This is a genomic window from Pseudomonas sp. VEM90 (assembly GCF_054611535.1).
In genome coordinates, this window is sequence record NZ_JBTRAR010000004.1 from 74,688 (window position 1) to 97,708 (window position 23,021).

At 63.1% G+C, this 23,021-nt stretch carries 19 protein-coding genes and 1 pseudogene; 3 read left to right on the plus strand and 17 right to left on the minus strand.

The features are described from left to right. Positions 1-141: 141 nt before the first annotated feature. Positions 142-1,182, plus strand: a pseudogene (locus tag ACYCCG_RS06000) (methyl-accepting chemotaxis protein); the annotation flags it as partial. A 198-nt stretch (positions 1,183-1,380) separates the two neighbouring features. After that, a complete protein-coding gene (locus ACYCCG_RS06005) occupies positions 1,381-2,085 on the plus strand; it encodes a methyl-accepting chemotaxis protein (protein WP_392514121.1) in 705 nt (234 codons plus the stop codon). Between the two features lie 109 nt (positions 2,086-2,194). Here the strand turns inward: ACYCCG_RS06005 and ACYCCG_RS06010 are convergent, their stop codons facing one another. From ACYCCG_RS06010 to hutC, 14 genes are all read right to left on the minus strand, one after another. Beyond that, positions 2,195-2,929 carry an amino acid ABC transporter ATP-binding protein gene (locus ACYCCG_RS06010; protein ID WP_003249271.1) on the minus strand — a complete coding sequence of 245 codons (735 nt, stop codon included), beginning with the start codon at positions 2,927-2,929 and terminating at the stop codon, positions 2,195-2,197. After that, positions 2,922-3,884, minus strand: a complete 963-nt coding sequence (locus ACYCCG_RS06015) for an amino acid ABC transporter permease (protein ID WP_209969536.1) — start codon at positions 3,882-3,884, stop codon at positions 2,922-2,924. The genes ACYCCG_RS06010 and ACYCCG_RS06015 overlap by 8 nt, the downstream gene beginning before the upstream one ends. Before the next feature lie 79 nt (positions 3,885-3,963). Next, positions 3,964-4,761 (minus strand): transporter substrate-binding domain-containing protein, encoded by a 798-nt coding sequence (locus tag ACYCCG_RS06020; protein WP_033730273.1) that lies wholly within the window; start codon positions 4,759-4,761, stop codon positions 3,964-3,966. Positions 4,762-5,057: 296 nt separating this feature from the next. Further along, entirely contained in the window at positions 5,058-7,631 is a 2,574-nt protein-coding gene (mdoH, locus tag ACYCCG_RS06025; protein ID WP_459669731.1) for a glucans biosynthesis glucosyltransferase MdoH, read from the minus strand. After that, on the minus strand, positions 7,624-9,345 hold the full coding sequence (locus tag ACYCCG_RS06030) for a glucan biosynthesis protein G (RefSeq protein WP_392460880.1): 1,722 nt from the start codon (positions 9,343-9,345) through the stop codon (positions 7,624-7,626). Before ACYCCG_RS06030 ends, mdoH begins: the two co-directional genes overlap by 8 nt. A gap of 263 nt (positions 9,346-9,608) precedes the next feature. Continuing rightward, positions 9,609-10,046, minus strand: coding sequence for a D-aminoacyl-tRNA deacylase (dtd, locus tag ACYCCG_RS06035; protein ID WP_176684823.1), 438 nt, complete (start codon positions 10,044-10,046; stop codon positions 9,609-9,611). Further along, on the minus strand, positions 10,043-11,014 hold the full coding sequence (pip, locus tag ACYCCG_RS06040) for a prolyl aminopeptidase (RefSeq protein WP_252461015.1): 972 nt from the start codon (positions 11,012-11,014) through the stop codon (positions 10,043-10,045). The genes dtd and pip overlap by 4 nt, the downstream gene beginning before the upstream one ends. Positions 11,015-11,183: 169 nt before the next feature. After that, on the minus strand, positions 11,184-11,987 hold the full coding sequence (gene hutG, locus ACYCCG_RS06045; protein WP_339533650.1) for an N-formylglutamate deformylase: 804 nt from the start codon (positions 11,985-11,987) through the stop codon (positions 11,184-11,186). 10 nt (positions 11,988-11,997) lie between these two features. Further along, on the minus strand, positions 11,998-13,203 hold the full coding sequence (gene hutI, locus ACYCCG_RS06050) for an imidazolonepropionase (protein ID WP_339533652.1): 1,206 nt from the start codon (positions 13,201-13,203) through the stop codon (positions 11,998-12,000). Between the two features lie 15 nt (positions 13,204-13,218). After that, the gene (locus tag ACYCCG_RS06055; protein ID WP_176684820.1) at positions 13,219-14,622 is read right to left on the minus strand and encodes an amino acid permease; all 1,404 of its coding nucleotides are present in this window, start codon (positions 14,620-14,622) and stop codon (positions 13,219-13,221) included. A gap of 153 nt (positions 14,623-14,775) precedes the next feature. Continuing rightward, complete coding sequence (gene hutH / locus ACYCCG_RS06060; protein WP_176684819.1) at positions 14,776-16,308, minus strand: histidine ammonia-lyase; 1,533 nt, start codon at positions 16,306-16,308, stop codon at positions 14,776-14,778. Between the two features lie 107 nt (positions 16,309-16,415). Then, positions 16,416-18,089: a urocanate hydratase gene (gene hutU / locus ACYCCG_RS06065; RefSeq protein ID WP_176684818.1), complete on the minus strand. Its 1,674-nt coding sequence runs from the start codon at positions 18,087-18,089 to the stop codon at positions 16,416-16,418. A 339-nt stretch (positions 18,090-18,428) separates the two neighbouring features. Beyond that, positions 18,429-19,001 carry a HutD/Ves family protein gene (locus ACYCCG_RS06070; RefSeq protein WP_404701396.1) on the minus strand — a complete coding sequence of 191 codons (573 nt, stop codon included), beginning with the start codon at positions 18,999-19,001 and terminating at the stop codon, positions 18,429-18,431. Continuing rightward, positions 18,998-19,708: a histidine utilization repressor gene (gene hutC, locus ACYCCG_RS06075; protein ID WP_176684829.1), complete on the minus strand. Its 711-nt coding sequence runs from the start codon at positions 19,706-19,708 to the stop codon at positions 18,998-19,000. Before hutC ends, ACYCCG_RS06070 begins: the two co-directional genes overlap by 4 nt. 144 nt (positions 19,709-19,852) lie before the next feature. Here hutC and ACYCCG_RS06080 point away from each other — a divergent pair, with 144 nt between their 5' ends. Then, positions 19,853-21,217, plus strand: a complete 1,365-nt coding sequence (locus ACYCCG_RS06080; protein WP_459669738.1) for a formimidoylglutamate deiminase — start codon at positions 19,853-19,855, stop codon at positions 21,215-21,217. 156 nt (positions 21,218-21,373) lie between these two features. Here ACYCCG_RS06080 and ACYCCG_RS06085 read toward each other — a convergent pair whose 3' ends face one another. The 3 genes from ACYCCG_RS06085 to ACYCCG_RS06095 all read right to left on the minus strand — a co-directional run bounded on the left by ACYCCG_RS06085 (position 21,374) and on the right by ACYCCG_RS06095 (position 23,021). After that, positions 21,374-21,946, minus strand: coding sequence for a lipocalin family protein (locus ACYCCG_RS06085; RefSeq protein WP_176684815.1), 573 nt, complete (start codon positions 21,944-21,946; stop codon positions 21,374-21,376). After that, positions 21,943-22,197, minus strand: a complete 255-nt coding sequence (bamE, locus tag ACYCCG_RS06090; protein WP_009681214.1) for an outer membrane protein assembly factor BamE domain-containing protein — start codon at positions 22,195-22,197, stop codon at positions 21,943-21,945. Before bamE ends, ACYCCG_RS06085 begins: the two co-directional genes overlap by 4 nt. A 227-nt stretch (positions 22,198-22,424) precedes the next feature. After that, positions 22,425-23,021 carry a DUF924 family protein gene (locus ACYCCG_RS06095; RefSeq protein ID WP_176684814.1) on the minus strand — a complete coding sequence of 199 codons (597 nt, stop codon included), beginning with the start codon at positions 23,019-23,021 and terminating at the stop codon, positions 22,425-22,427.

A 23,021-nucleotide genomic window follows, 5' to 3' on the forward strand; every position in this document is an offset into this window, starting at 1 on the left:
CGCTCCTATGTATCCTACTGTTCGCGGCGAAATTTCCTACTTGATTATCAGGTCAAGTCCTACAGCTCCGCTGCCGATGGGCAGAGATGTGATGCCAGCCATGCGCCTGCATCCTTTCTCTCACTCGCTCGGAGATTCCCCATGCTTGGCTCCCTCAACCGCAAGCTCGGCAACATCAGTGTCGCCGCCAAGCTGGCCCTCGGCTTCGCCGTGGTCCTGCTGCTCACCCTGGCCACCACCATCAGCGGCTGGCGTGCCCTGGATGGTGCCATCGTGCGCTCACAGCAACTCAGCGAAATAGGCCTGATCAACGACCTGACAAAAGACCTGCGCGCGGAACGCATCACCTACCGCGTGCTCAACGACGATGCCAGCAGAGCGCGCATCAGCAACATCCTCGACCAGCTCAACAGCATGCTGACCACCCTGCAGCAACGCAGCAACGTCGATGAGTCACGGCAGTTGCTGACAGAAAAAATGGCATTGTTGCAGAGCCTGCGCGACAACTTCAGCGAACTGCAGCGCAGCGTCGCCAGCCGTCTGGCCCTGCGTGAAGCCCTGCAGTCGCAGGAACATGCACTCAGCGAGGCGATTGACGAACTGCAGACCCAGGCCTTGCTGAAAATGCCTGACGACAGTCAGCAAAGTGGCGTGCTGGGCCTTATGGACACCCTCAGCCGGCATGTCGAAGGTGCCAATCAGCAAAGCCTGGTTCCAGCCTACACCTTCGTCCCGGTCGAGGATTTTGCCAAAGTCGGTGATAGCGCCCTGGACGCTGCCGACAGTAGCCTTGCGCAACTGCTTGAAGGCCTTGCGCCGCTGAGCTTGCCACGTGCCATCAGTGAGCAACCCGGTGCCGAGCTGAGCAAGTACCGCGCCAGCCTGGATCAGTACCGCCGCGCCGCCGTTCGTGTCGAGCAGTTGCAGAACAGCATGGAAAACATGGGCAACGAGCTGCGAACGGTGAGCCTCGAACTGGGCAAACGCAAGGTCGAACAACGCGACAGAGAGGCCCTGGCCGCCCGGTCGCTGCTGACCAGTGTGGCACTGCTGGCAATGGTGGTAGGGGCGCTGGCCGCCTGGCTGATCACCTTGCAGATCACCCAGCCGCTGCGCCAGACGCTGGCTGTGGCCGCCCGCATCGCCAAGGGTGACCTGAGCCAGGTTGATACCGTGCAACGCCGCGACGAAATGGGCCAGCTGCAAACCAGTATGCGCGAGATGACCTTGAGCCTGCGCGAGCTGATCGGTGGCATCGATCAGGGTGTCGGTCAGCTGTCACAGGCCGCCACGCAGTTGGCGGCCAGTAGCGAAGACACCAAGCTGCGCATCAATCAGCAGCGCGAGGAAACCGACCAGGTGGCCACTGCCATGAACCAGATGAGTGCCACCGTGCAGGAAGTGGCACAGAACGCCGAACAAGCCTCGCTGGCCGCGACCAACGCAGACCAGCAGGCACAGGTGGGTGACCAGGTAGTAGCCGAAGCCATCGGCCGTATCGAACAACTGGCCGGGCAGATGGACCATTGCCTGGCGGCCATGCAGCACCTGGCAGGCGAGAGCCAGCGGATTGGCAGCATCCTCGATGTGATCAAGTCGGTGTCCGAACAGACCAACCTACTGGCGCTGAACGCGGCGATCGAAGCGGCACGGGCCGGTGAAGCCGGGCGTGGCTTTGCCGTGGTGGCCGATGAGGTACGCGGCTTGGCTCAGCGCACGTCGACGGCGACCGAGGAGATCGGCCAACTGATAGACAGTCTGCACAACGGTACCGACGAAGTAACCCGCTTGCTGGACAGCAGCAAGAGCCTGACCGAACAGAGCGTGGATCTGAGCCGTAGAGCCGGGCACGCGCTGAGCCAGATCACCGACACGGTGTCGAGCATTCAGGGCATGAACCAGCAGATCGCCACCGCCAGTGAAGAGCAGAGCGTGGTGGCCGAGCAGATCAATCGAAGCGTGATCAATGTGCGGGATGTCTCGGATCAGACCAGTGCCGCCAGTGAGCAGACAGCAGCCTCGAGTGGAGAGCTGGAGCATCTGGGGCAGCAATTGCGGGGGATGGTGGGGCGGTTCAGCATCTGACATCACGTCACCCTCTTCGCGGGCAAGCCCGCTCCCACAGGTACAGCACCCCCTTCAAGGCAGTGATGGACATGCAGGGGCGGGCTTGCCCGTGAAGAAACCGGCGCGGTTACAGCACCTGACGCAGGAATGCCTGCGCACGCGGGTCTTTCGGCGCAGCGAAGAACGCGGCCGGTGCCGAGTCTTCCAGCAGTTTGCCGTGGTCGAAGAACAGCACGCGGTCGGCCACTTCACGGGCAAAGCCCATTTCGTGGGTGACGCAAACCATGGTCATGCCTTCCTGGGCCAGGGTCTTCATCACGTCCAGCACCTCACCGACCATTTCCGGGTCGAGCGCCGAGGTCGGCTCGTCGAACAGCATCACTTTCGGGTCCATCGCCAGGGCCCGGGCAATCGCTACCCGCTGCTGCTGACCGCCAGAAAGCCGGGACGGGAATTCGTTGGCCTTCTGCGCAATACCGACCTTTTCCAGCAGCGCCCGGGCCTTGGCCTCGCGGTCAGCCTTGTTGCGCTTGCGCACCACCTTCTGCGCCAGGCACAGGTTTTCCAGCACGGTCATGTGCGGAAACAGGTTGAAGTGCTGGAACACCATGCCGACTTCGCGGCGGTAGGCATTGATGTCGGTCTTGGGGTCGGCCAGTTGCAGGCCATCGATGGCCACATGGCCTTGGTCGAAATGCTCCAGGCCGTTGAGGCAGCGCAGGAATGTCGACTTGCCCGACCCCGACGGGCCGAGCACCACCACCACTTCGCCCTTGGCGACCTGAGTGGTGACGTTATCCACAGCCCTTACCACCTGGCCACGGGTGTCGAAGACTTTCAGCAGGTCACGGACTTCAATCACTTTGCGCAAGCCTCCGTTCGAGCCGGCTGGCAATGTGCGACAGCGGCAGGTTGATCAGCAGGTACAGGCCTGCCACGCAGAACCAGATCTCGAAGGTAGAGAACGAGGTGGTGATGGCCTCACGGCCACTCTTGGTCAGTTCGGTGATGGCGATCACCGACACCAGCGAGGTGTCCTTGACCAGGCTGATGAACTGGCCGGCCAGGGGCGGCAGCACGCGCTTGAACGCCTGCGGCAAGATCACATGGCGCATCGACTGGCCAGCGTTCAGGCCCAGCGACCGGGCAGCCTCGTTCTGGCCCTTGGCGATCGACTGCACGCCAGCGCGGACGATTTCGGCCACGTAAGCACCGGTGAACAATGCCAGTGCCGCCACCCCGGCAAACTCGCGGGACAGGTTGAGCACGGTGCCGATGAAGAAGTAGAAGATGAAGATCTGTACCAGCAGCGGCGTGCCGCGCACCAGTTCGACATACACGGTCGACAGGTCGCGCAGGGTCGGGTTGTTGGACAACCGGCACAATCCGGCGAACAGGCCGATCACCAGGCCCAGCGCCCCGGACACCACCGAGATCCACAAGGTGGTCCACAGGCCCCACGCAAGCGGGCCAGCGGCCCAGTGGCGGGTTACGCCAATCTGGTCGCCTTCGGCAACATCGTCGCCGCGGCTCAGTTGCAGGCTGTCCTTGGCCACATCGAGCACTTGCTCGGCACCACTTTCGTCCTTCAGCGTGACGCGGGCGTTGTCACCGGAGATGACGATTTCCTGCACAGTGCCGTAACCGGCAGCGCGTTGTGCGTCCTCGGCCTTGTAGGCGAAGTACTGCGGTACGCGGTTCCAGCGCCACTCGTAGGAAATCATCGAGGTGGCCATGTAAAGGCTGAGCGCCAGGCCCACCAGGACCAGGGCGGTCAACCCATGCCAGGGCCACTGGGCTTTCTTGTGTTTGATCACGTGGGGTACTTCCGTAAATGCGAACGCGCAGGGTTTGCCTGCGCGTCGGGGTCATAAAGCCGGGCTTGTGGCCTGGGCCTTATTCCATTTCCTTCAGCCAGTCCTTGTTCTTGAACCACTTGTCGTGAATACGATCGTAGGTCCCGTCGTGCTTGATCTGGTGCAGGAAGTTGTTGATGAAGTTGATGCTGTCGTAGTCGCCCTTCTTCAGGCCGAAGGCCAGCGGCTCGTAGGTGAAGGGCTCGTCGAGGAACAGCAGCTTGCCGGCGCCGGCTTTATCTACCGCCACCACGTTGTACGGTGCGTCATAGACAAAGGCGTCAGCCTTGCCGTTGACCACGTCCATGACCGCTTCCTGTTCGTTGTCGTAGCCGTGGTACTTGGCTTTGCTGATCAGCTTCCTGGCGACCATTTCACCTGTGGTGCCCAACTTGGAAGTGAGGCGGTACTTCTCGTTGTTCAGGTCTTTGTACGACTTGATCTCGCCAGCCAGTTCCTTGCGGATCAGCAGGGTCTGACCAACCACGATGAAGGGTTCGCTGAAGTTCAGACGCAGGTTGCGCTCCTGGGTCAGGGTCATGCCGCTGCCGATCATGTCGAACTTGTCGGTCAGCAGGGCCGGGATGATGCCGTCATAGGCGGTGGACACCGCCTCGAACTTAACGCCCATGGACTTGGCCATGGCCTTGAGGATATCGACCTCGAAACCGATGATCTCGCCACGCTTGTTGGTCATCTGGAACGGCATGTAAGTCGGGTCCATGCCCACCCGCAGGGTGCCGCGCTTGACCGCATCATCGATGGCGCCCGCCTGGGCCGCAGTCACGGCGACCAGGGCGGTCACACCGACCAGCAGTCGCGAAAGGTATTTCTTGATCATCACCAAGTCCCCTAGCAATAAAAGTAGCGAATCTTATTGTGTTGGCACGGCCGTGCTGGCCGAAGCGTCGTATCGGAGAGGGATGCTAACGCATGGCGGCCCGAGGACCTAGAGCCGCGGGGGGACTTTGTTGGCCAAAATGGGGGGCTAGGGCAAAAAGCTTCGCGGGTGAACCCGCTCCTACAAGGGAATGCGTATCCCTGGTAGGAGCGGGTTCACCCGCGAAGAGGCCCTGTCAGGTACCCTTTAGGATCAGGTCCATCGGGGCGTCGATCCGCCGCGAACAGGCCCGATCAGGCGCCGACGAGGCTCGGTTGGCCTGCGCTTTCCGGATGCAACGGCAACAGCGGCGAATGCGGGTCATTGTTGATCGACGCACGCCACACATCGATCCATGCCGCATTGTGCTCGGCCCACACTTCCTCGTGCAGGCGGCTCAGTGCCACCGGATCGCTGAGCAGGGCCAGGCGCGTATTGAGGTCCAGGCCTTTCGGCCCGACTTCAATCGCCTTGGCAACGCGCTCTGCACGCAACGCTTCGATCGGTGCCGCCTGGCCATGGCGGGCAGTAGCCATGGCGCAGGCCAGGGCATTCTGCCTCGGGTCGACCACGGCCCGCACGAAGCCATCATGCAAGGCATGCCAGCGGTTTTCGTGGGTGTACTGGTCGGTCGCCAGCAGCTCTTGTGGGGTGGCGTATTCCTCGGGGATGAGGAACAGCTTCTCGTCCTTGGCCGCCAGACCCAGGCGGGTGCGGCTGGAAATCACCGATACCGGGATCGACAGCACCAGCGAACCGACGATAGGCGCCAGCCACCACAGGAAGCTCGGGTTCAACCACGCCACCAGTGCGGCCCAGGCAATGCCCAGCAGCGTCTGCGGGCCATGTCGGCGCACGGCTTCGCCCCACGGCGTGGAGTCGTCGTCACGCTGCGGCGAATTCCAGGTCGCAGCCCAGCCGAGGAACGCGGCCAGCACGAAGCGGGTGTGGAAGATCATGCGGACCGGTGCCAGCAACATGGAGAACAGCATCTCCATCAGCATCGACAAGGTGACCTTGACTCGCCCACCGAACTCGACGGCGCCCTTGGCCCAGATCAGGATGACGCTAAGCAGCTTGGGCAAGAACAGCAGCACGATGGTGGTGGAGAACAGCGCCACGGCCTTCTCCGGGTGCCACTGCGGCCACAGCGGGTAAAGCTGGTACGGCTCGATGAAATACTGCGGCTCCATCAGCGTGTTGGTCGCCAACAGCGCTGTCGACAGCACCAGGAACAGGAACCACAGCGGCGCCGACAGGTAAGACATCACCCCCGTGAGGAACACCGCACGGTGAACCGGGTGCATGCCCTTGACCAGGAACAGGCGGAAGTTCATCAGGTTACCGTGGCACCAGCGGCGGTCGCGCTTGAGCTCGTCGAGCAGGTTTGGCGGCAGTTCTTCGTAGCTGCCCGGCAAGTCGTAGGCAATCCACACGCCCCAGCCGGCACGGCGCATCAGCGCAGCTTCGACGAAGTCGTGGGAAAGGATGGCACCGGCGAACGCGCCCTTGCCCGGCAACGGCGCCAGGGCGCAGTGCTCGATGAACGGCTTCATGCGGATGATCGCATTGTGGCCCCAGTAGTGCGACTCACCCAACTGCCAGAAGTGCAGCCCGGCAGTGAACAGTGGGCCGTACACGCGGGTAGCGAACTGCTGCATACGTGCATACAGGGTGTCCATGCCCGAGGCTTTCGGCCCGGTCTGGATGATGCCGGCGTCCGGGTTGGCCTCCATCAGGCGCACCAGGCTGCTCAGGCACTCGCCGCTCATGACACTGTCGGCGTCGAGTACAACCATATACTTGTACTCGCCACCCCAGCGACGGCAGAAGTCGTCGAGGTTGCCGCTCTTGCGCTTCACCCGGCGCCGACGGCGGCGGTAGAAGATGCGACCAAAGCCTTTGGTTTCGCGGCACACATCCAGCCAGGCCTGTTGCTCGGCCACGGCAATGTCAGTGTCGTTGGTGTCGCTGAGCACAAAGAAGTCGAAACGGTCGAGGTTGCCGCTGGCGGCCACCGACTCGAACGTTGCGCGCAGGCCGGCGAACACCCGCGGCACGTCTTCGTTGCAGATCGGCATCACCAGCGCGGTGCGCGCCTCGGGCGCGATCGGCTCGTTGCCTGCACTGCTGCCCGAAATCTTGTATTTGTCGCGCCCGGTGAGCAGCTCGAGGAAGCCCATCAGCGCGGTCCAGAAGCCCGCCGACACCCAGCAGAACAGGATGCCGAAGAGGATCAGGATGGAAGTCTGCAGGGCATACGGCCACACCTGCACCACCGTGTCCCACAGCGACTGGCTGAGGATTTCGTCGAGGTCGACGAACGACCAGCCCTGATACGGCAGGATGCCTTTCATGTACCAGCCGGCGACGATAGTCTGGCCGATCATCAGTGCCAGCAGGATGTAACGGCGGATCGAGCCGACCGTGCGCCAGCGGGCCGGTGGCAGTTCGCGTTTGGGCGGCTGCGGGGCGTTGGTGCGGCCGGTCATGCGCCGCCACATGCGGATCAACACATTGGTGCGCCACGGCTCGGGCACAACCTTGGTGCGCTTGATCGGCGGGGCGATCTTCAGGCACAGGCGGCCGCTGCCATCGACGCCGAGCATTTCGGCGTCTTCAAGTTCGGCGGCGCTGCCCACGGTCAGGCGCGGGCCCACCGAGGCCTGCACGGCCTCGGCAGAGCTGGCGGCCGGTTTGGCCGCCAAGCGTTGGTGCAGCTCACTGAACGAAGTGCAGCTGGCAAGTTCAGCCCGCTGCTCGTCGGTCAGAGGTAGGTGGGCCAGGTACTCGCCAAGCGACTCCGGCCTTGCGCTTGAGTTACTCATCGGCAGGCAACTGATAGCTCCAGGTCTCGGTCAACACCTTCTCGGTGGTGGCCGGTGCCCCGTTGGTGGACGCCGCATCGGCGGCAGGTTGTTCGGCCTTGACGGCTTTCTCGGCCTTGGCATGCTTGGCTGCGGCCTTGTCCTGCTTGGCGTCCTGGGCAGGCTTGGCGGGCTCGACCGGTACATCACGCACCAGCGCGGCACGCATTTCGGTCAATTTGTTGGCTTCCTTGACCTTCAAGCGCAGGGTCAGGCGCCAGCCCTTGGTCTCAGGGTTATAGCGCAGATTGTTCTCGACCACCTCGGCATTGTCGCCCACGCTGATCTGGCTGCGCACGGCGGTGTCTTCCGGCAGGGCGGCCAGGGCCGGGCCGGCGAAGTCGACCAGGAACGCCACACTGCCGTCTGGCTGGCGGATCAGGTTGGACTGCTTGACGTCACCGGTGGAACGCAGGGTCTGCTTGACCCAGCCCAGATCAGGGGCCTGGAACTTCGGCTCGTCAATGGTCCAGTGCATACGGTAGGCGTACTCGAACGGTTTACCTGGCTCCGGCAGTTTCTCCGGGCTCCAGAAGGCCACGATGTTGTCGTTGGTCTCGTCGGCGGTCGGGATTTCGACCAGGTCCACGCTACCCTTGCCCCAGTCACCCTTCGGCTCGATCCAGGCGCTTGGGCGCTTCTGGTAGTTGTCGTCGAGATCTTCGTAGTCGCTGAACGCGCGCTGACGCTGCATCAGGCCGAAACCACGCGGGTTCTCGACGCTGAAGTTGCTCACGGCCAGGTGTTTCGGGTTGTTCAGCGGGCGCCACAGCCACTCGCCATTGCCGGCGTGAATCGACAGGCCTTCGGAATCGTGCAGTGCCGGGCGGTAGTTGAGCACCTTGGACGGCTGATTGGGGCCGAACAGGTACATGCTGGTCAGCGGCGCAATGCCCAAGCGGCTGACATGCTCACGCAGGAACACGCGGGACTGCACGTCGACCACGGTATCGTTGCCCGGACGCAGGATCAGCTTGTAGGCGCCGGTGGAGCGCGGCGAATCCAGCAGCGCGTAGATCACCAGGTGCTTGTCGGCTGGCTTGGGTTTTTCAACCCAGAACTCGGTGAAGCGCGGGAACTCTTCGCCCGATGGCAGTGCGGTGTCGATGGCCAGGCCACGGGCAGACAGGCCGTACACATGGCCCTTGCCGACTACGCGGAAATAGCTGGCGCCAAGCAGGGTCATGATCTCGTCCTGCTTGTCGGCCTTGTTGATCGGGTACAGCACGCGGAAACCGGCGTAACCGAGGTTTTTGGTGGTTTCCGGGTCGTGCGGCACGTCACCGAACTCGAAGCGGTCCGGGTCGTACTTGATTTCCCGGACCTTGGTGGCGGTGACCTCGTTGATTTTCACCGGGGTGTCAAAGTGCATGCCCTGATGATAGAACGACAGCTTGAACGGGGTCTTGTCCTTGGCCCACTCGGCCTTTTCCTGCAGGAAACGGATTTTCTGGTAGTCCGCAAACTTCATGTCGCGGAATACGGCCGGCAGGTTGCTTTTGGGTGCGTCGTACTTCTGGCCGGCCAGATCCTTTGCCTTGGCTGCAACATCGTCAAGATTGAATGCCCACAGCTGGCCCGCGCTCATCAGGCCAACCATAGCCACACTGGCCATCAGCGCCTTGCGCAGCCGAACGCCGGGGATTCTTGATGCTTTTTGGGGACTAACAATCACGAGCAACCCTCGCCGAAAACAGATCATGAAACCAACGGCCAGCGACAAATGCCGGGTTGGCGAGCACTGTTCGGACCCCGTGAGGGCGTAATGATTCCCCAAACGGATCCAGACAATGCTCGAGTCAGAGTGAAACGGACCTGCGAACGCAGGTCCATGCAGCGCGCGATTATCCAGCAGGTTGCGTGACAACGCATCAGGCTGGAGCAACTATTTATCGTACAAAACCCCTTGTTTTCCTGCGAACAAAGGGGTTTTTGACCTCATATTTGTAACATAAATGTTACAGGGCCATCATTGACCAGGTGCACCTGCATATCCGCACCGAAGCGGCCGCTGGCCACGTCGGCGTGCTGAGCCTTTGCCTGTTGCAAAAGATAGTCGAACAACTCGGCGCCGAGGGCCGGTGGCGCCGCTGTCGAGAAGCTTGGGCGCATGCCGTTGCGGGTGTCGGCCGCCAAAGTGAACTGTGACACCAGTAGCAGGCCACCCCCGACATCCTTGAGCGACAGGTTCATCTTGCCCTGCTCGTCACTGAATACACGGTAGTTCAGCAGCTTGTGCAACAGCTTATCGGCCTGTTCGCGGGAATCGTCAGGCTCGACCGCGACCAGCACCAGCAACCCCTGGTCGATGGCACCGACCACCTCCCCCGCCACCTCAACCCGCGCACCGCGCACGCGCTGCAACAGGCCCTTCATGCTTCTTCCAGGGGCAGGTCGAGCAGGCGTCGGGCCATCTGGTCGGCGGCACGCACCAAGGCATCGGTGATGCCAGGCTCGGAAGCGGCGTGACCGGCATCACGGATCACTTTCAGCTCACTGTTCGGCCAGGCCTGGTGCAACGCCCAGGCGTTGTCCAGTGGGCAGATCACATCGTAGCGCCCATGCACGATCACCGCCGGCAAGTGGGCGATCTTGGGCAGATCACGGATCAGCTGGTCCGGTTCGAGGAAGGCGTTGTTCATGAAGTAGTGGCATTCGATACGGGCGATCGACAGCGCCCGCTGCGGTTCGGAAAACCGGTCGACCACCAGCGGGTTGGGACGCAGGGTGGCGGTACGGCCTTCCCAGGTGGACCACGCCTTGGCGGCGTGCATCTGGGCGATCTGGTCGTTACCGGTCAGGCGCTTGTGGAAGGCCCTGACCAGATCGTCGCGCTCCTCCGGTGGAATCGGTGCGATGTAGTCCTGCCAGTAGTCGGGGAACAGGCGGCTGGCGCCTTCCTGGTAGAACCACTCGATTTCCTGCGGCCGGCACAGGAAGATGCCACGCAGGATCAGGCCATGCACACGTTCGGGGTGAGCCTGAGCGTAGGCCAGGGCCAGGGTCGAGCCCCAAGAGCCACCAAACAGCACCCACTTGTCTATGCCAAGGTGTTCGCGAATACGCTCCAGGTCTTCGACCAGGTGCCAGGTGGTGTTGTTCTCCAGGCTCGCATGGGGCGTGGAGCGGCCACAGCCGCGCTGGTCGAAGGTGATGATGCGGTACAGGTTGGGGTCAAAGTAGCAGCGGCTCTGGGCGTCGCAGCCAGCGCCCGGGCCTCCGTGGATGAACACCACGGGCAGACCTTCCGGCGAGCCGCTTTCGTCGACATAAAGCACATGCGGCGCTTCCACGGCCAGATCGTGCCGGGCGTAGGGTTTGATCTGCGGGTAGAGGGTCTGCATTGCGCACTCCGTGTGAGGATTATTCGGCCGTGGGCCATCATAAACCTGAATTGCGCTTTCAGCACCGTCCTTGCTGACGCGTTCGAACGGCGCGAATTGACCATTGCGCCGATTTCCAGCCACTGCCCGCCACGATGCCTGGCGACGCCGATAGCGTCGCCTCCTCCACTCAACGTCTGTAACGCTCATCACCCCAAGCCAGCAGCGCTTGCAGCAGCTGCTTCAAGACCGCTTGCGTCGGTTGCGCCAGGTTTTCCCGGTAGGCAAACGGCTCGACTTCCTCCATATAGGTGCTTTGCGCCAGCTCCAGTTGCACCGCATGGATATGGTTGGCCGGGTCGCCATAATGCCGGGTGATGTACCCGCCTTTGAACCGACCATTAAGCACATGGCTGTAACCTTGCACCCCGGCGCACACACCCTGCAGCCGCTCAGCCAGTGCCGAATCGCAACTGGCGCCGTTGAAAGTACCCAGGTTGAAGTCCGGTAACCTGCCATCGAACAGGTGCGGGATCAGCGAACGGATCGAATGGGCATCCCACAGCAGCGCATAGCCAAACTGCTCACGCAAGCGGTCCAGTTCACGACGAATGGTCGTGTGATAAGGGCGCCAGATCTGCTCCAGATAGCGTTTACGTTCTTCGCCAGACGGCGCCAGTCCATCCTTGAACAGGGGTTCGCCACCGAACAACGTCGCCGGGTACAAGCCCGTGGTGGCGCCGGCGTACAGTGGCTTGTCGTCGTCCGGCCGGTTGAGGTCGATGACGAAGCGTGAATACTCTGCAGCCACCACGCTGGCGCCCATGTCACGGGCAAAGTCGTACAACTGCGGGATGTGCCAGTCGGTGTCCGGCAAGCTTTGCGCCTGGTCGACCAGGCCGTCGCGTACGGCGTCGCTCAGGCGCAGGCCAGCGTGCGGCATGCTGATCAGCAACGGCAGGCGACCTTGGTGAAAACTCAGTACCTTGTCCATCGTGCCTCGCTCAGTTGGAGATTTCGTGGCCCATACGTACTACACGCTTGGGCAGGTCGCCACCCAGCCAGTAGGCCAGGTCGGCGGGGCGTTCGATTTGCCAGGCGATGAAGTCGGCCACCTTGCCCACTTGCAGCGAGCCGTGGCTGTCACCCAGGCCCAGCGCCGTGGCGGCGTGGACCGTAACGCCGGCCAGGGCTTCTTCCGGCGTCATGCGGAAGCAGGAGCAGCCCATGTTCAGCATCAACCGCAGCGACAACCCTGGCGAGGTGCCGGGGTTGAGGTCGCTGGCCAGGGCAATCTTTACCCCGTGGCGGCGCAATGCATCCATTGGCGGCAGCTGGGTTTCACGCAGGAAGTAGAAAGCACCCGGTAGCAGCACAGCGACCGTGCCGGCGTTTGCCATGGCCACGGCGTCTTCCTCTGTCATGAACTCCAGGTGGTCAGCCGACAGTGCCTGGTAACGCGCGGCCAGGCTTGAGCCGTGCAACGATGACAGCTGTTCGGCATGCAGCTTGACTGGCAAGCCCAGTTCGCGTGCTTTGATGAACAGTCGCTCGACCTGGGCCGGCGAGAACGCGAGGTGTTCGCAGAAGGCATCCACCGCATCTACCAGGCCTTCGGTGGCCAGAGCCGGCAACATTTCATCGCAGATGTGCGCGATGTAGTCATCGGCCCGGCCTGTGTACTCCGGGGGCAAAGCGTGCGCTGCCAGGCACGTGGCACGCACCGTCAGCGGCAGCTCGTCAGCCAGGCGCCGGGCCACTCGCAGCATCTTGCGCTCGTTGGCCAGGTCCAGGCCGTAGCCGGACTTGACCTCGACAGTGGTCACGCCATCGCGCATCAGTGCCTGAACGCGCTGGCGAGCACTGGCGAACAGTTCGTCTTCGCTGGCTGCCCGGGTAGCCCGCACGGTACTCGCGATACCACCGCCCTGTGCGGCGATTTCGGCATAGCTCACGCCCTGCAGGCGTTGCTCGAACTCGCCGCTGCGGTTGCCGCCGAACACCGCATGGGTGTGGCAGTCGATCAGCCCGGGAGTGACCCAGGCACCACCCAGGTCAACCGTGCGGTCAGCTTCGACGGGCGCCAGCTCGGCGCGTGGGCCTATCCACTCGATCAGCCCGGCGCTGGTGACGATCGCCGCATCCTCGATGGCCGAGTAGCGGCCGTCGGCCATGGTTGCAACATGGCAATGCTGCCAGAGGGTTCTCATGCACAATCTCCTATGCTAGCGGTGCAGCTCGGCCGGCTCCGCTACCGGCTGGCCCTGCCCTGCGCGCGGCTTGCACCACAGCAGGTAGGACGCCACCAGGAACACCACCCAGAGCACGCCGACGATCAATGCCGCCTGGGTGTCCGGGAAGTAGCCGAGCACGCCAAAGATGAACACCATGAATGCAATGGCCATGGCCGGGCCGTATGGCCAGAACGGAACCGGAAACTTGAGCTGGGCCACTTGCTCGCGGCTCATGCTGCGGCGCATGGCTACCTGGGTGAGCAGGATCATCAGCCACACCCACACCGTGGCGAAGGTGGCGATCGAGGCAATCAGCAGGAACACATTTTCCGGGATCAGGTAGTTGAGCAATACGCCGATCAACAGCGCAGCGCCCATCACCACGACGGTCATCCACGGTACGCCATGCTTCGACAACTTGCTGAAACCGCGCGGGGCGTGGCCTTGCTGGGCCAGGCCATACATCATGCGGCCAGCACCAAAGATGTCGCTGTTGATGGCAGAGATGGCAGCGGAAATCACCACGACGTTCAACACGGCAGCGGCAGAGCCGATGCCCAGGTTGCTGAAGATCTGCACGAACGGGCTGCCCTGGCTGCCGATCTGCGGCCAGGGGTACAGGCACATCAGCACGAACAGGGTAAGCACGTAGAACAGCAGGATACGCAGCGGCACCGCGTTGATCGCTTTGGGAATGACGCGCTGCGGGTCCTTTGCCTCACCGGCGGTGACCCCGATGATCTCGATACCGCCGAAGGCGAACATCACCACGGCAAACGACGCAATCAAGCCACCCACGCCGTTAGGCATGAAGCCGCCATGGTCGAACAGGTTGCTCATGCCCACGGCATGCCCGGTACCCACCTGGCTGAAACCGAAGGCCATGATGCCGAGGCCGGCCAGGATCATCGCCACGATGGCGCCGACCTTGAGCAGCGACAGCCAGAATTCCATTTCGCCGAACACCTTGACGTTGCACAGGTTGAGGCCACCGATCAGGAAGACGATGCCCAGCACCCAGATCCAGCGGGCTACCTCCGGGAACCAGAAGCCCATGTAGATACCGAACGCGGTGACGTCGGCGATGGCGACGATGACCATCTCGAAAGCGTAGGTCCAGCCGAGGATGAAGCCAGCCATTGGGCCGAGGTAGGTCGTGGCGTAGTGGCCGAAGGAGCCGGCCACCGGGTTGTGCACGGCCATTTCGCCAAGGGCGCGCATGACCATGAACACGGCAGCGCCGCCGATCAGGTAGGCCAGCAGCACGGCCGGGCCTGCCATCTGGATGGCCGAGGCCGAGCCGTAGAACAGGCCGGTGCCGATGGCGGAGCCAAGGGCCATGAAACGGATGTGGCGGGCACTTAACCCGCGCTTGAGACCTTGAGCTTGTTGCATGTCACGTCCTTGAATTGTTTTTGTGGTCGTGAGATTGAGGGGCTGCTGCGCAGCCCATTCGCGGGCAAGCCCGCTCCTACATGGATTTGCCTATCGCAATTTGTGTAGGAGCGGGCTTGCCCGCGAAGGGCCGCCAAGCGGCCCCAAGGGGCATCACAGGCTTGGCAGCACACCCGTCGGCAGCAAGCCGGTCAGACTACCCTTGGCCAACAGTTCCACGGCCTTCTCGATATCCGGCGCGAAGAAACGGTCACGGTCGTAGTGCGGCACCTCGCTGCGCAGCGCCTGGCGCGCCTGCTCCAGTTTGGCCGAAGTCTTCAGGCCTTTGCGCAGGTCCAGGCCCTGGCAAGCGCCCAGCCATTCGATGGCCAGCACGCCACGGGTGTTTTCGGCCATTTCCCACAGGCGCTTGCCGGCCGCCGGGGCCATCGACACGTGGTCTTCCTGGTTGGCCGAAGTTGGCAGGCTGTCGACGCTGTGCGGGTGCGACAATGCCTTGTTCTCGCTGGCCAGGGCGGCAGCGGTGACCTGGGCGATCATGAAGCCGGAGTTGACCCCGCCGTTTTCTACCAGGAACGGCGGCAGCTGGGACATGTGCTTGTCCATCATCAGCGAGATGCGGCGCTCGCTGAGCGAGCCGATTTCAGCGATGGCCAGGGCCAGGTTGTCGGCGGCCATGGCCACCGGTTCGGCGTGGAAATTGCCGCCGGAGATCACATCACCTTCGGCAGCGAACACCAGCGGGTTGTCCGACACGGCGTTGGCTTCGATGCCCAGTACCTCGGCGGCCTGGCGCAGCTGGGTCAGGCAGGCACCCATGACCTGCGGCTGGCAGCGCAGCGAGTACGGGTCCTGGACCTTGTCGCAGTTCTTGTGCGACAGCGACACTTCACTGGAGTCGCCCAGCAGGTCGCGGAAGCAGGCCGCGGTGTCAATCTGGCCACGCTGGCCACGCACTTCGTGGACACGCGCATCGAACGGCGAACGCGACCCCAGCGCAGCTTCGACGCTCAGGCCGCCGCAGGCGATGGCTGCGGCATACAGGTCTTCGGCCTGGAACAGGCCACGCAAGGCATAGGCGGTGGAAGCCTGAGTTCCATTGAGCAGGGCCAGGCCCTCTTTGGCGGCCAGGGTCAGCGGTTCAAGGCCGGCAATCGCCAAGGCTTCGGTGGCCGGCAGCCACTGGCCCTTGTAGCGGGCCTTGCCTTCGCCCAGCAGCACCAGCGACATATGCGCCAGCGGTGCAAGGTCACCGGAGGCGCCTACCGAGCCTTTCAGCGGGATGTGCGGGTAGACTTCGGCGTTGACCAAGGCAATCAGCGCGTCGATGACTTTGCGACGGATGCCGGAGAAGCCACGGCTGAGGCTGTTGATCTTCAGCACCATGATCAACCGCACCAGGTCGTCATCCAGCGGCGCGCCGATGCCGGCGGCGTGGGACAGCACCAGCGACCGCTGCAGGTTTTCCAGGTCATGGCTGGCGATGCGGGTCGAGGCCAGCAGGCCGAAACCGGTGTTGATGCCGTAGGCGGTACGGTCTTCGGCAATGATCTGTTCGACGCAGGCGACGCTGGCGTCGATGGCCGGCGCGGCGCTGGCATCCAGTTGCAGGCGCACGGGCGCGGCGTGAATCGCACGCAGCTGGGCCAGGGTCAGGGTGCCAGGCTTGAGGGTGAGTTCGGTCACTTTGCTACTCCAATCGCGTAGAGCGGCAGGCCCGTATCCAGGTGCCTGCGCGCTCCTTCTTGTTGTTCAGTATCACCCCTTGTGGGGGGCGGTCCAAAGCGAGGCGATCAACCAGTGATCATCGGCAGGTCCAGGCCCTGCTCCTTGGCGCAGTCGATGGCGATGTCGTAACCGGCATCGGCGTGGCGCATGACGCCTGTCCCTGGGTCATTGGTCAGTACCCGGGCGATGCGCTCGGCGGCCTCATCGGTACCGTCGCAGACGATGACCATGCCCGAGTGCTGCGAGAAGCCCATGCCCACGCCACCGCCATGGTGCAGCGACACCCAGGTGGCGCCGCCTGCGGTGTTCAGCAGGGCGTTGAGCAGCGGCCAGTCGGAAACAGCGTCCGAACCATCACGCATGGCCTCGGTTTCGCGGTTCGGGCTGGATACCGAGCCGGAATCGAGGTGGTCACGGCCGATCACCACCGGTGCCGACAGCTCGCCGCTGCGGACCATTTCGTTGAAGGCCAGGCCCAGCTTGGCGCGAAGGCCCAGCCCCACCCAGCAGATACGTGCCGGCAGGCCCTGGAAGCTGATGCGCTCGCGGGCCATGTCCAGCCAGCGGTGCAGGTGGGCGTCGTCAGGGATCAGTTCCTTGACCTTGGCGTCGGTCTTGTAGATGTCCTCGGCTTCACCGGACAGCGCCGCCCAGCGGAACGGGCCGACCCCGCGGCAGAACAGTGGGCGGATATAGGCCGGGACGAAGCCTGGGAAGTCGAAGGCATTGGCCACGCCCTCTTCCTTGGCCATCTGGCGGATGTTGTTGCCGTAGTCGAAGGTCGGGATACCCTGCTTCTGGAAGTCCAGCATGGCCTGCACGTGCACAGCCATCGACTGCTTGGCGGCCTTGACCACTGCAGCCGGTTCGGTCTGCGCACGGTCGCGATACTGCTCCCAGGTCCAGCCGGCAGGCAGGTAGCCGTTGAGTGGGTCGTGGGCGCTGGTCTGGTCGGTGACCATGTCCGGGCGCACGCCACGTTTGACCAGCTCTGGGAGGATTTCGGCGGCATTGCCGTGCAGGGCGATGGAGATGGCCTTGCCTTCGGCGGTGTACCTGGCGATGCGTGCCAGGGCGTCGTCGAGGTCAGTGGCCTGCTCGTCGACGTAGCGGGTTTCCAGGCGGAAGTCGATACGGCTCTGCTGGCATTCGATGTTCAGCGAGCAAGCCCCGGCCAGGGTCGCGGCCAGTGGCTGCGCGCCGCCCATGCCGCCCAGGCCAGCGGTGAGTACCCACTTGCCTTTCAGGCTGCCGCCGTAGTGCTGGCGACCGGCTTCGACGAAGGTTTCATAGGTGCCCTGGACGATGCCCTGGCTGCCGATGTAGATCCAGCTGCCGGCGGTCATCTGGCCGTACATGGCCAGGCCCTTGGCGTCCAGTTCGTTGAAGTGTTCCCAGTTGGCCCAGTGTGGCACCAGGTTGGAGTTGGCGATCAGCACGCGCGGTGCGTTGCTGTGGGTCTTGAACACACCGACCGGCTTGCCCGACTGCACCAGCAGGGTTTCGTCGTCTTCCAGGCGGGTCAGGGTTTCAACGATCTTGTCGTAGCAGGCCCAGTTGCGCGCAGCGCGGCCGATACCGCCATATACCACCAGCTCTTTCGGGTTTTCCGCGACCTGTGGATCGAGGTTGTTCATCAGCATGCGCAGTGGCGCTTCGGTCAGCCAGCTTTTGGCGGTCAGCTTGTTGCCACGTGGGGCACGGATTTCAACGTCACGGTATTTGTTGTTGTCGGTCACGGGAAAGGTCCTCTGCGGTCGTCCGCGGGCGGGTATGTCGTGGTCAATATACAAACACACCTTTACTTGTATGTACAAGCATGGACAACCAAAATAATCGGACCTTGCCGTTCCCACCTTGACTTCTTGGGGGTAAAGCGAGCGCCGGTCCGGCTTGAGTTCTGCGGCGGTGCGTAGATCGAGCGCCGGTCCGGCTTAAGTTCTGCGGCGGTGCGTAGATCGAGCGCCGGTCCGGCTTAAGTTCTGCGGCGGCGCTCGATCTCACAGGCGCAGAATGTGTCGAGGCGGACACCTGGCGGCGCTCGATCTCACAGGCGATAAAAACCTACAGCCAGACCCTCAGCACTCAACCAGTTCGATCAGGCAGAACCGCCCCTGAACCTCCAGCCCAAGCAATTCGTCATTGCCCTCCAGCCGCAGGCAGTCATACAACCCTAGCCGCTGCGTTTCACGCCCCACGATGGTCACCTCAACATGGCTGCTGCCAGCAAACAACAACACCGTCGACGCCGAGCTGTACACGCGGCTGGTGCCATCCAGCCACTGCAACCGCGCCCGATATCGCTGCGGCGAATAGATCAGATTGAAATCGCGGATCGGCCCGCCCAGCAACTTGCAGCTGACCTGGTTCTCGCCGCTGAAGGCAAACGCATCGAACGCCAGCAATGGCCGGCTGGCCTGGCCGTCGACCAGCAGCCGCATGCCGTCGCCCTGCAGCACGGTGATGATCCGTTGGTAACCGACGAAGGCGGAGAAGCCGCCCGACTCCTCGATATCGGCAATCGACAGACGCCAGCCAAAACCGTCCAGGCCCTCGCCACGGTCGCGGGTAATCTCTTCGGTGAAACCGCCACCGTTCTTCCACGGCATGCGCGGGTAATCGTGCGCACGCATCAACTGCAGCTGACTCATTTGCTGAAACGTCCTTCCAGGCGATGACGGGAACCGGGGTGGATCAGCCGTGCAGCGGTCACCGGCTGACGACCGGACCAGGTGCGACGACGAATCAGCAGGCAAGGCTCGCCCTGCTCGATCTGCAACAGGCGGCATTCTTCCGGCTCGGCCAGGATCGCCTCGACCACGTGCTCGCCTTCGGTCAACGGCGCCACCTGGGACAGGTAGGCGTAAGGCGTCTGCCGAGTAAAGTCCTGCTTGAGGTAGTCGGGGGCGATGGCCGCGTTGACGTAACGGTCCTCGATCTGCACCGGCACGCCATTCTCGAAATGCACGATCAGCGAATGGAACACCCGCTGACCTTCACGCATGTCCAGAGCCAGCGCCCGTTCGGAGCCGGCCGCTTCTTCGGCAAGCGTGATCACCTGGCAGCTGTGCTGATGGCCACGCGCGGCGATTTCGTCAGCGATGTTGTTGACCTCGAACAGCGCCGAACGGCCCTTGGGCTCGGCCACGAAGGTACCGACCCCTTGCATGCGCACCAGCAGGCCTTCGGCGGTGAGTTCACGCAGGGCGCGGTTGATGGTCATGCGGCTGAAGCCCAGCTCGTTGACCAGCTCGCTCTCGGAGGGTACCCGGTGATGCGGTGGCCAGCTGCCGTTGTCGATCTGCTGGATGATCATCTGTTTGACCCGGGCGTAGAGCGGCGCCGGGCCCTCGCCCATCTGGGCAACCAACGCGGAGACAGGAGGTGTCGGCACGGCGATGGATCCTTGTGCAAATGAAATGAGCGGTAGCTTGCCGCAGTTTACCCGGCAGGCAAACGCCTGTATATGTATATACAAGTTAACAATAACAGGATTCCACCGATGTCTGCCTACTTCGCCGAACGCGCCCTGCTACCTACGGGCTGGGCCAGCCATGTGCGTATCGAGGTCGCCAGCGATGGCCATGTGGCCAGCATCGCGCCAGGCGCTTCGGCCGAAGGCGCCGAGCGCCTGGCCGGCCCGCTGCTGTCCGGCATGCCCAACCTGCACTCACATGCCTTCCAGCGCGCCATGGCAGGCCTGGCGGAAGTTGCCGGCAACCCCAACGACAGTTTCTGGACCTGGCGCGAGCTGATGTATCGCCTGGTCGGGCAGATCAGCCCACAGCAGCTTCAGGTCATCGCCCGCCAGTTGTACATCGAGATGCTCAAGGCCGGCTACACCTCGGTGGCCGAATTCCATTACGTGCACCACGACCAGGCCGGCAAGCCCTACGCCGACCCGGCCGAACTGTCGCTCCGCATCAGCGCGGCTGCGGCCGATAGCGGCATTGGCCTGACCTTGCTGCCGGTGCTGTACAGCCATGCAGGCTTTGGCGGCCAGGCGCCGAACGACGGGCAGCGGCGCTTCATCAACTCCACTGAACAGTACCTGCAGTTGCAAGCGCAACTCGCCCCGCTGCTGGCCGCGCAACCCGCGCAGCACCTGGGCCTGTGCTTCCACTCGCTGAGGGCGGTGACGCCTGGGCAGATCGCCGAAGTGCTGGCAACCAGCGACAGGCAGTGCCCGGTGCATATCCACATCGCCGAACAGCAGAAGGAAGTCGACGACTGCCTTGCCTGGAGCGGCCTGCGCCCGCTGCAGTGGCTGTATGAGCACGTAGACGTGGACCGCCGCTGGTGCCTGGTACACGCTACCCATGCCGAACCGGACGAAGTAACTGCCATGGCCCGCAGCGGCGCGGTGGCCGGGTTGTGCCTGACCACCGAAGCCAACCTGGGCGACGGGATTTTCCCGGCAGTGGATTTCCTGGCACAGGGTGGGCGCATGGGCATTGGCTCGGACAGCCATGTGTCGTTAAGCGTGGTGGAGGAACTGCGTTGGCTGGAATATGGTCAGCGCCTGCGGGATCAACGGCGCAACCGCCTGTATCGCGGCGACCAGCCGATGGTCGGGCGCACGCTGTATGACGCGGCGCTGGCCGGTGGTGCGCAGGCGCTGGGGCAGGCGGTCGGCGAGCTGGCGGTGGGCAAGCGCGCCGATTGGCTGGTGCTCGATGGGCAGGACCCGTACATCGCCATGGCGGAGGGTGACGCCATTCTCAACCGCTGGCTGTTTGCCGGCGGCGATCGCCAGGTACGCGATGTGATGGTGAATGGGCAGTGGGTGGTGCGCCAGGGGCGGCATGCGCAAGAAGAAGAAAGCGGGCGGGCGTTTGCCGAGGTGTTGCGCCAGCTTTTAGGCTGAGGGTACCGGGGCTGCGTTGCAGCCCTTCGCGGGCAAGCCCGCTCCCACAGGTTGGTGGACTGCCCCACAAAGCGTCTTGGGGGTAGCCCAGGGTTCAGCGCAGAACCTGTGGGAGCGGGCTTGCCCGCGAAGGGTTGCCACGCAACCCCAAAAAACTCAGTGCATCTTTACTATTTGCTGATCGGACGCCCGCCAGATCAAGCGGCTGGTGTCATACCCCTGCTGCCGCGCCCTGGACAGCAGGTTCTCGCGCTCCCAGGCCGGCAGTGTCGGCGTGCGCGACAGAATCCAAAGGTATTTGCGGTCCGGGCTGCCGACGATGGCCGTACGGTAGTGGTCGTCCACATAAAGAATCCAGTACTCACCCCGCGCCACGCCTGGCACCAGCTTGGTGAACCAGTTATCGAACTCGACCCACAGCTTGTCGGTGTGCCCCGGTTCCTGGATATTCGCATGCCCTTCGGCGCGCAGCCATTCATCACCCATGGTGCGGCAGCGGTTGAGCACGCCATAACTGCCATCAGGCTTGAGGTTGTAATGCGCCTCGGACTGCTCGCAGCCTTCCTGGTAGCGCATGGGCAGGCGCGCCAGCTCGTACCATTTGCCCTGGTAGCGCTTGAGGTCGACATGGCCGGCGGTTTTAGGTGCCAGCGGGTCGTGCGAGGAACCTGCACAACCGCCCAGCAGCAACGCCAGGCATACCCCCATCAGCAGGTACGCACGCCTCATTTGAGACCCTGCCCGGAGTACATCAGCACCTTGTCAGCTGCGTACTGCACGCTGATGAAGCTCTTCTCGTCCCCCCAGGTGCAACTGCTCATGCCCAACGCGCCAGAACACTCGGTCGGCGTGCCGAGCAACTGCTCGACCTCGGCCTTGCTCATACCGGCCTTGATCTTGGAATAGTTTTCCTGGTTGATCTTGCTGCAGGCAGTCAGAACGACGCACAGCGACAACAGGGCGAGGGAACGCAACGACATGAAGGGACACTCCTGAAAGATGATACAGGCGAGTGGCCTGCAGTGACCTTCGACGTGAAAATCCCTCCCAGGTTCCCTGCCCCACCCCCCTTGCCCCTACACCATTGGTCGGATGGCCACTACTGTGCGATTAATCACAAAGCATTAGTCATGCGCACAATAAAAAAGGCCGCCCCTGTTGGAGCGGCCTCGCGTCGCGATGTCTTGCACAGCAGGCCCTTTGGGCGTCAGAAACGAGACCCAGGCTCCAGCAAAAAGTCCATTTCTTCGCTGGTACTTGGCCGTTCCAGCACCAGGTTGCGGTGCGGGAAACGCCCGAACCGGGCAATTACCCGCTGGTGCTGCTCGGCATAGTCGAGGAAGCCTTCGAACAGCCGGCGGTTGGCCTCGGGCTGTTCGTCCAGCAGCATTTGATAGCGTTCCACGCACAGGTTCTGCCAGTCCAGCACTTCGGCATGCTCCAGCACCAGCAGCACGAACACCCGCTGGATCGGCAGCAGCTGGTAGTCCCAGCCCTTCTGCAGGCCCTGCATGGCCACCACCTGGGCACGCCGGTCGCCCTCGAAGGCACGCGGCGTGTCGCGGTAGATCATGCGTGGCAGCTGGTCCAGCAAAATCAGCAGGCCCAGCCAGCCCTGCGGACTTTGCTGCCACTCCTCGAGCCCACCCGCCAGGGCGTGCTCGACGAGATCGCCAAACAGCGCATAGGCGTCGGCATCGTGATGCTTGCCGAACCACAGCGTGCTCTTCTCGTCAGCCACGGCCTGGGCACTGGTGCCCCAACCGAACCACCACTCCAGCAACGGCTGCCAAGGTGCGAGCAT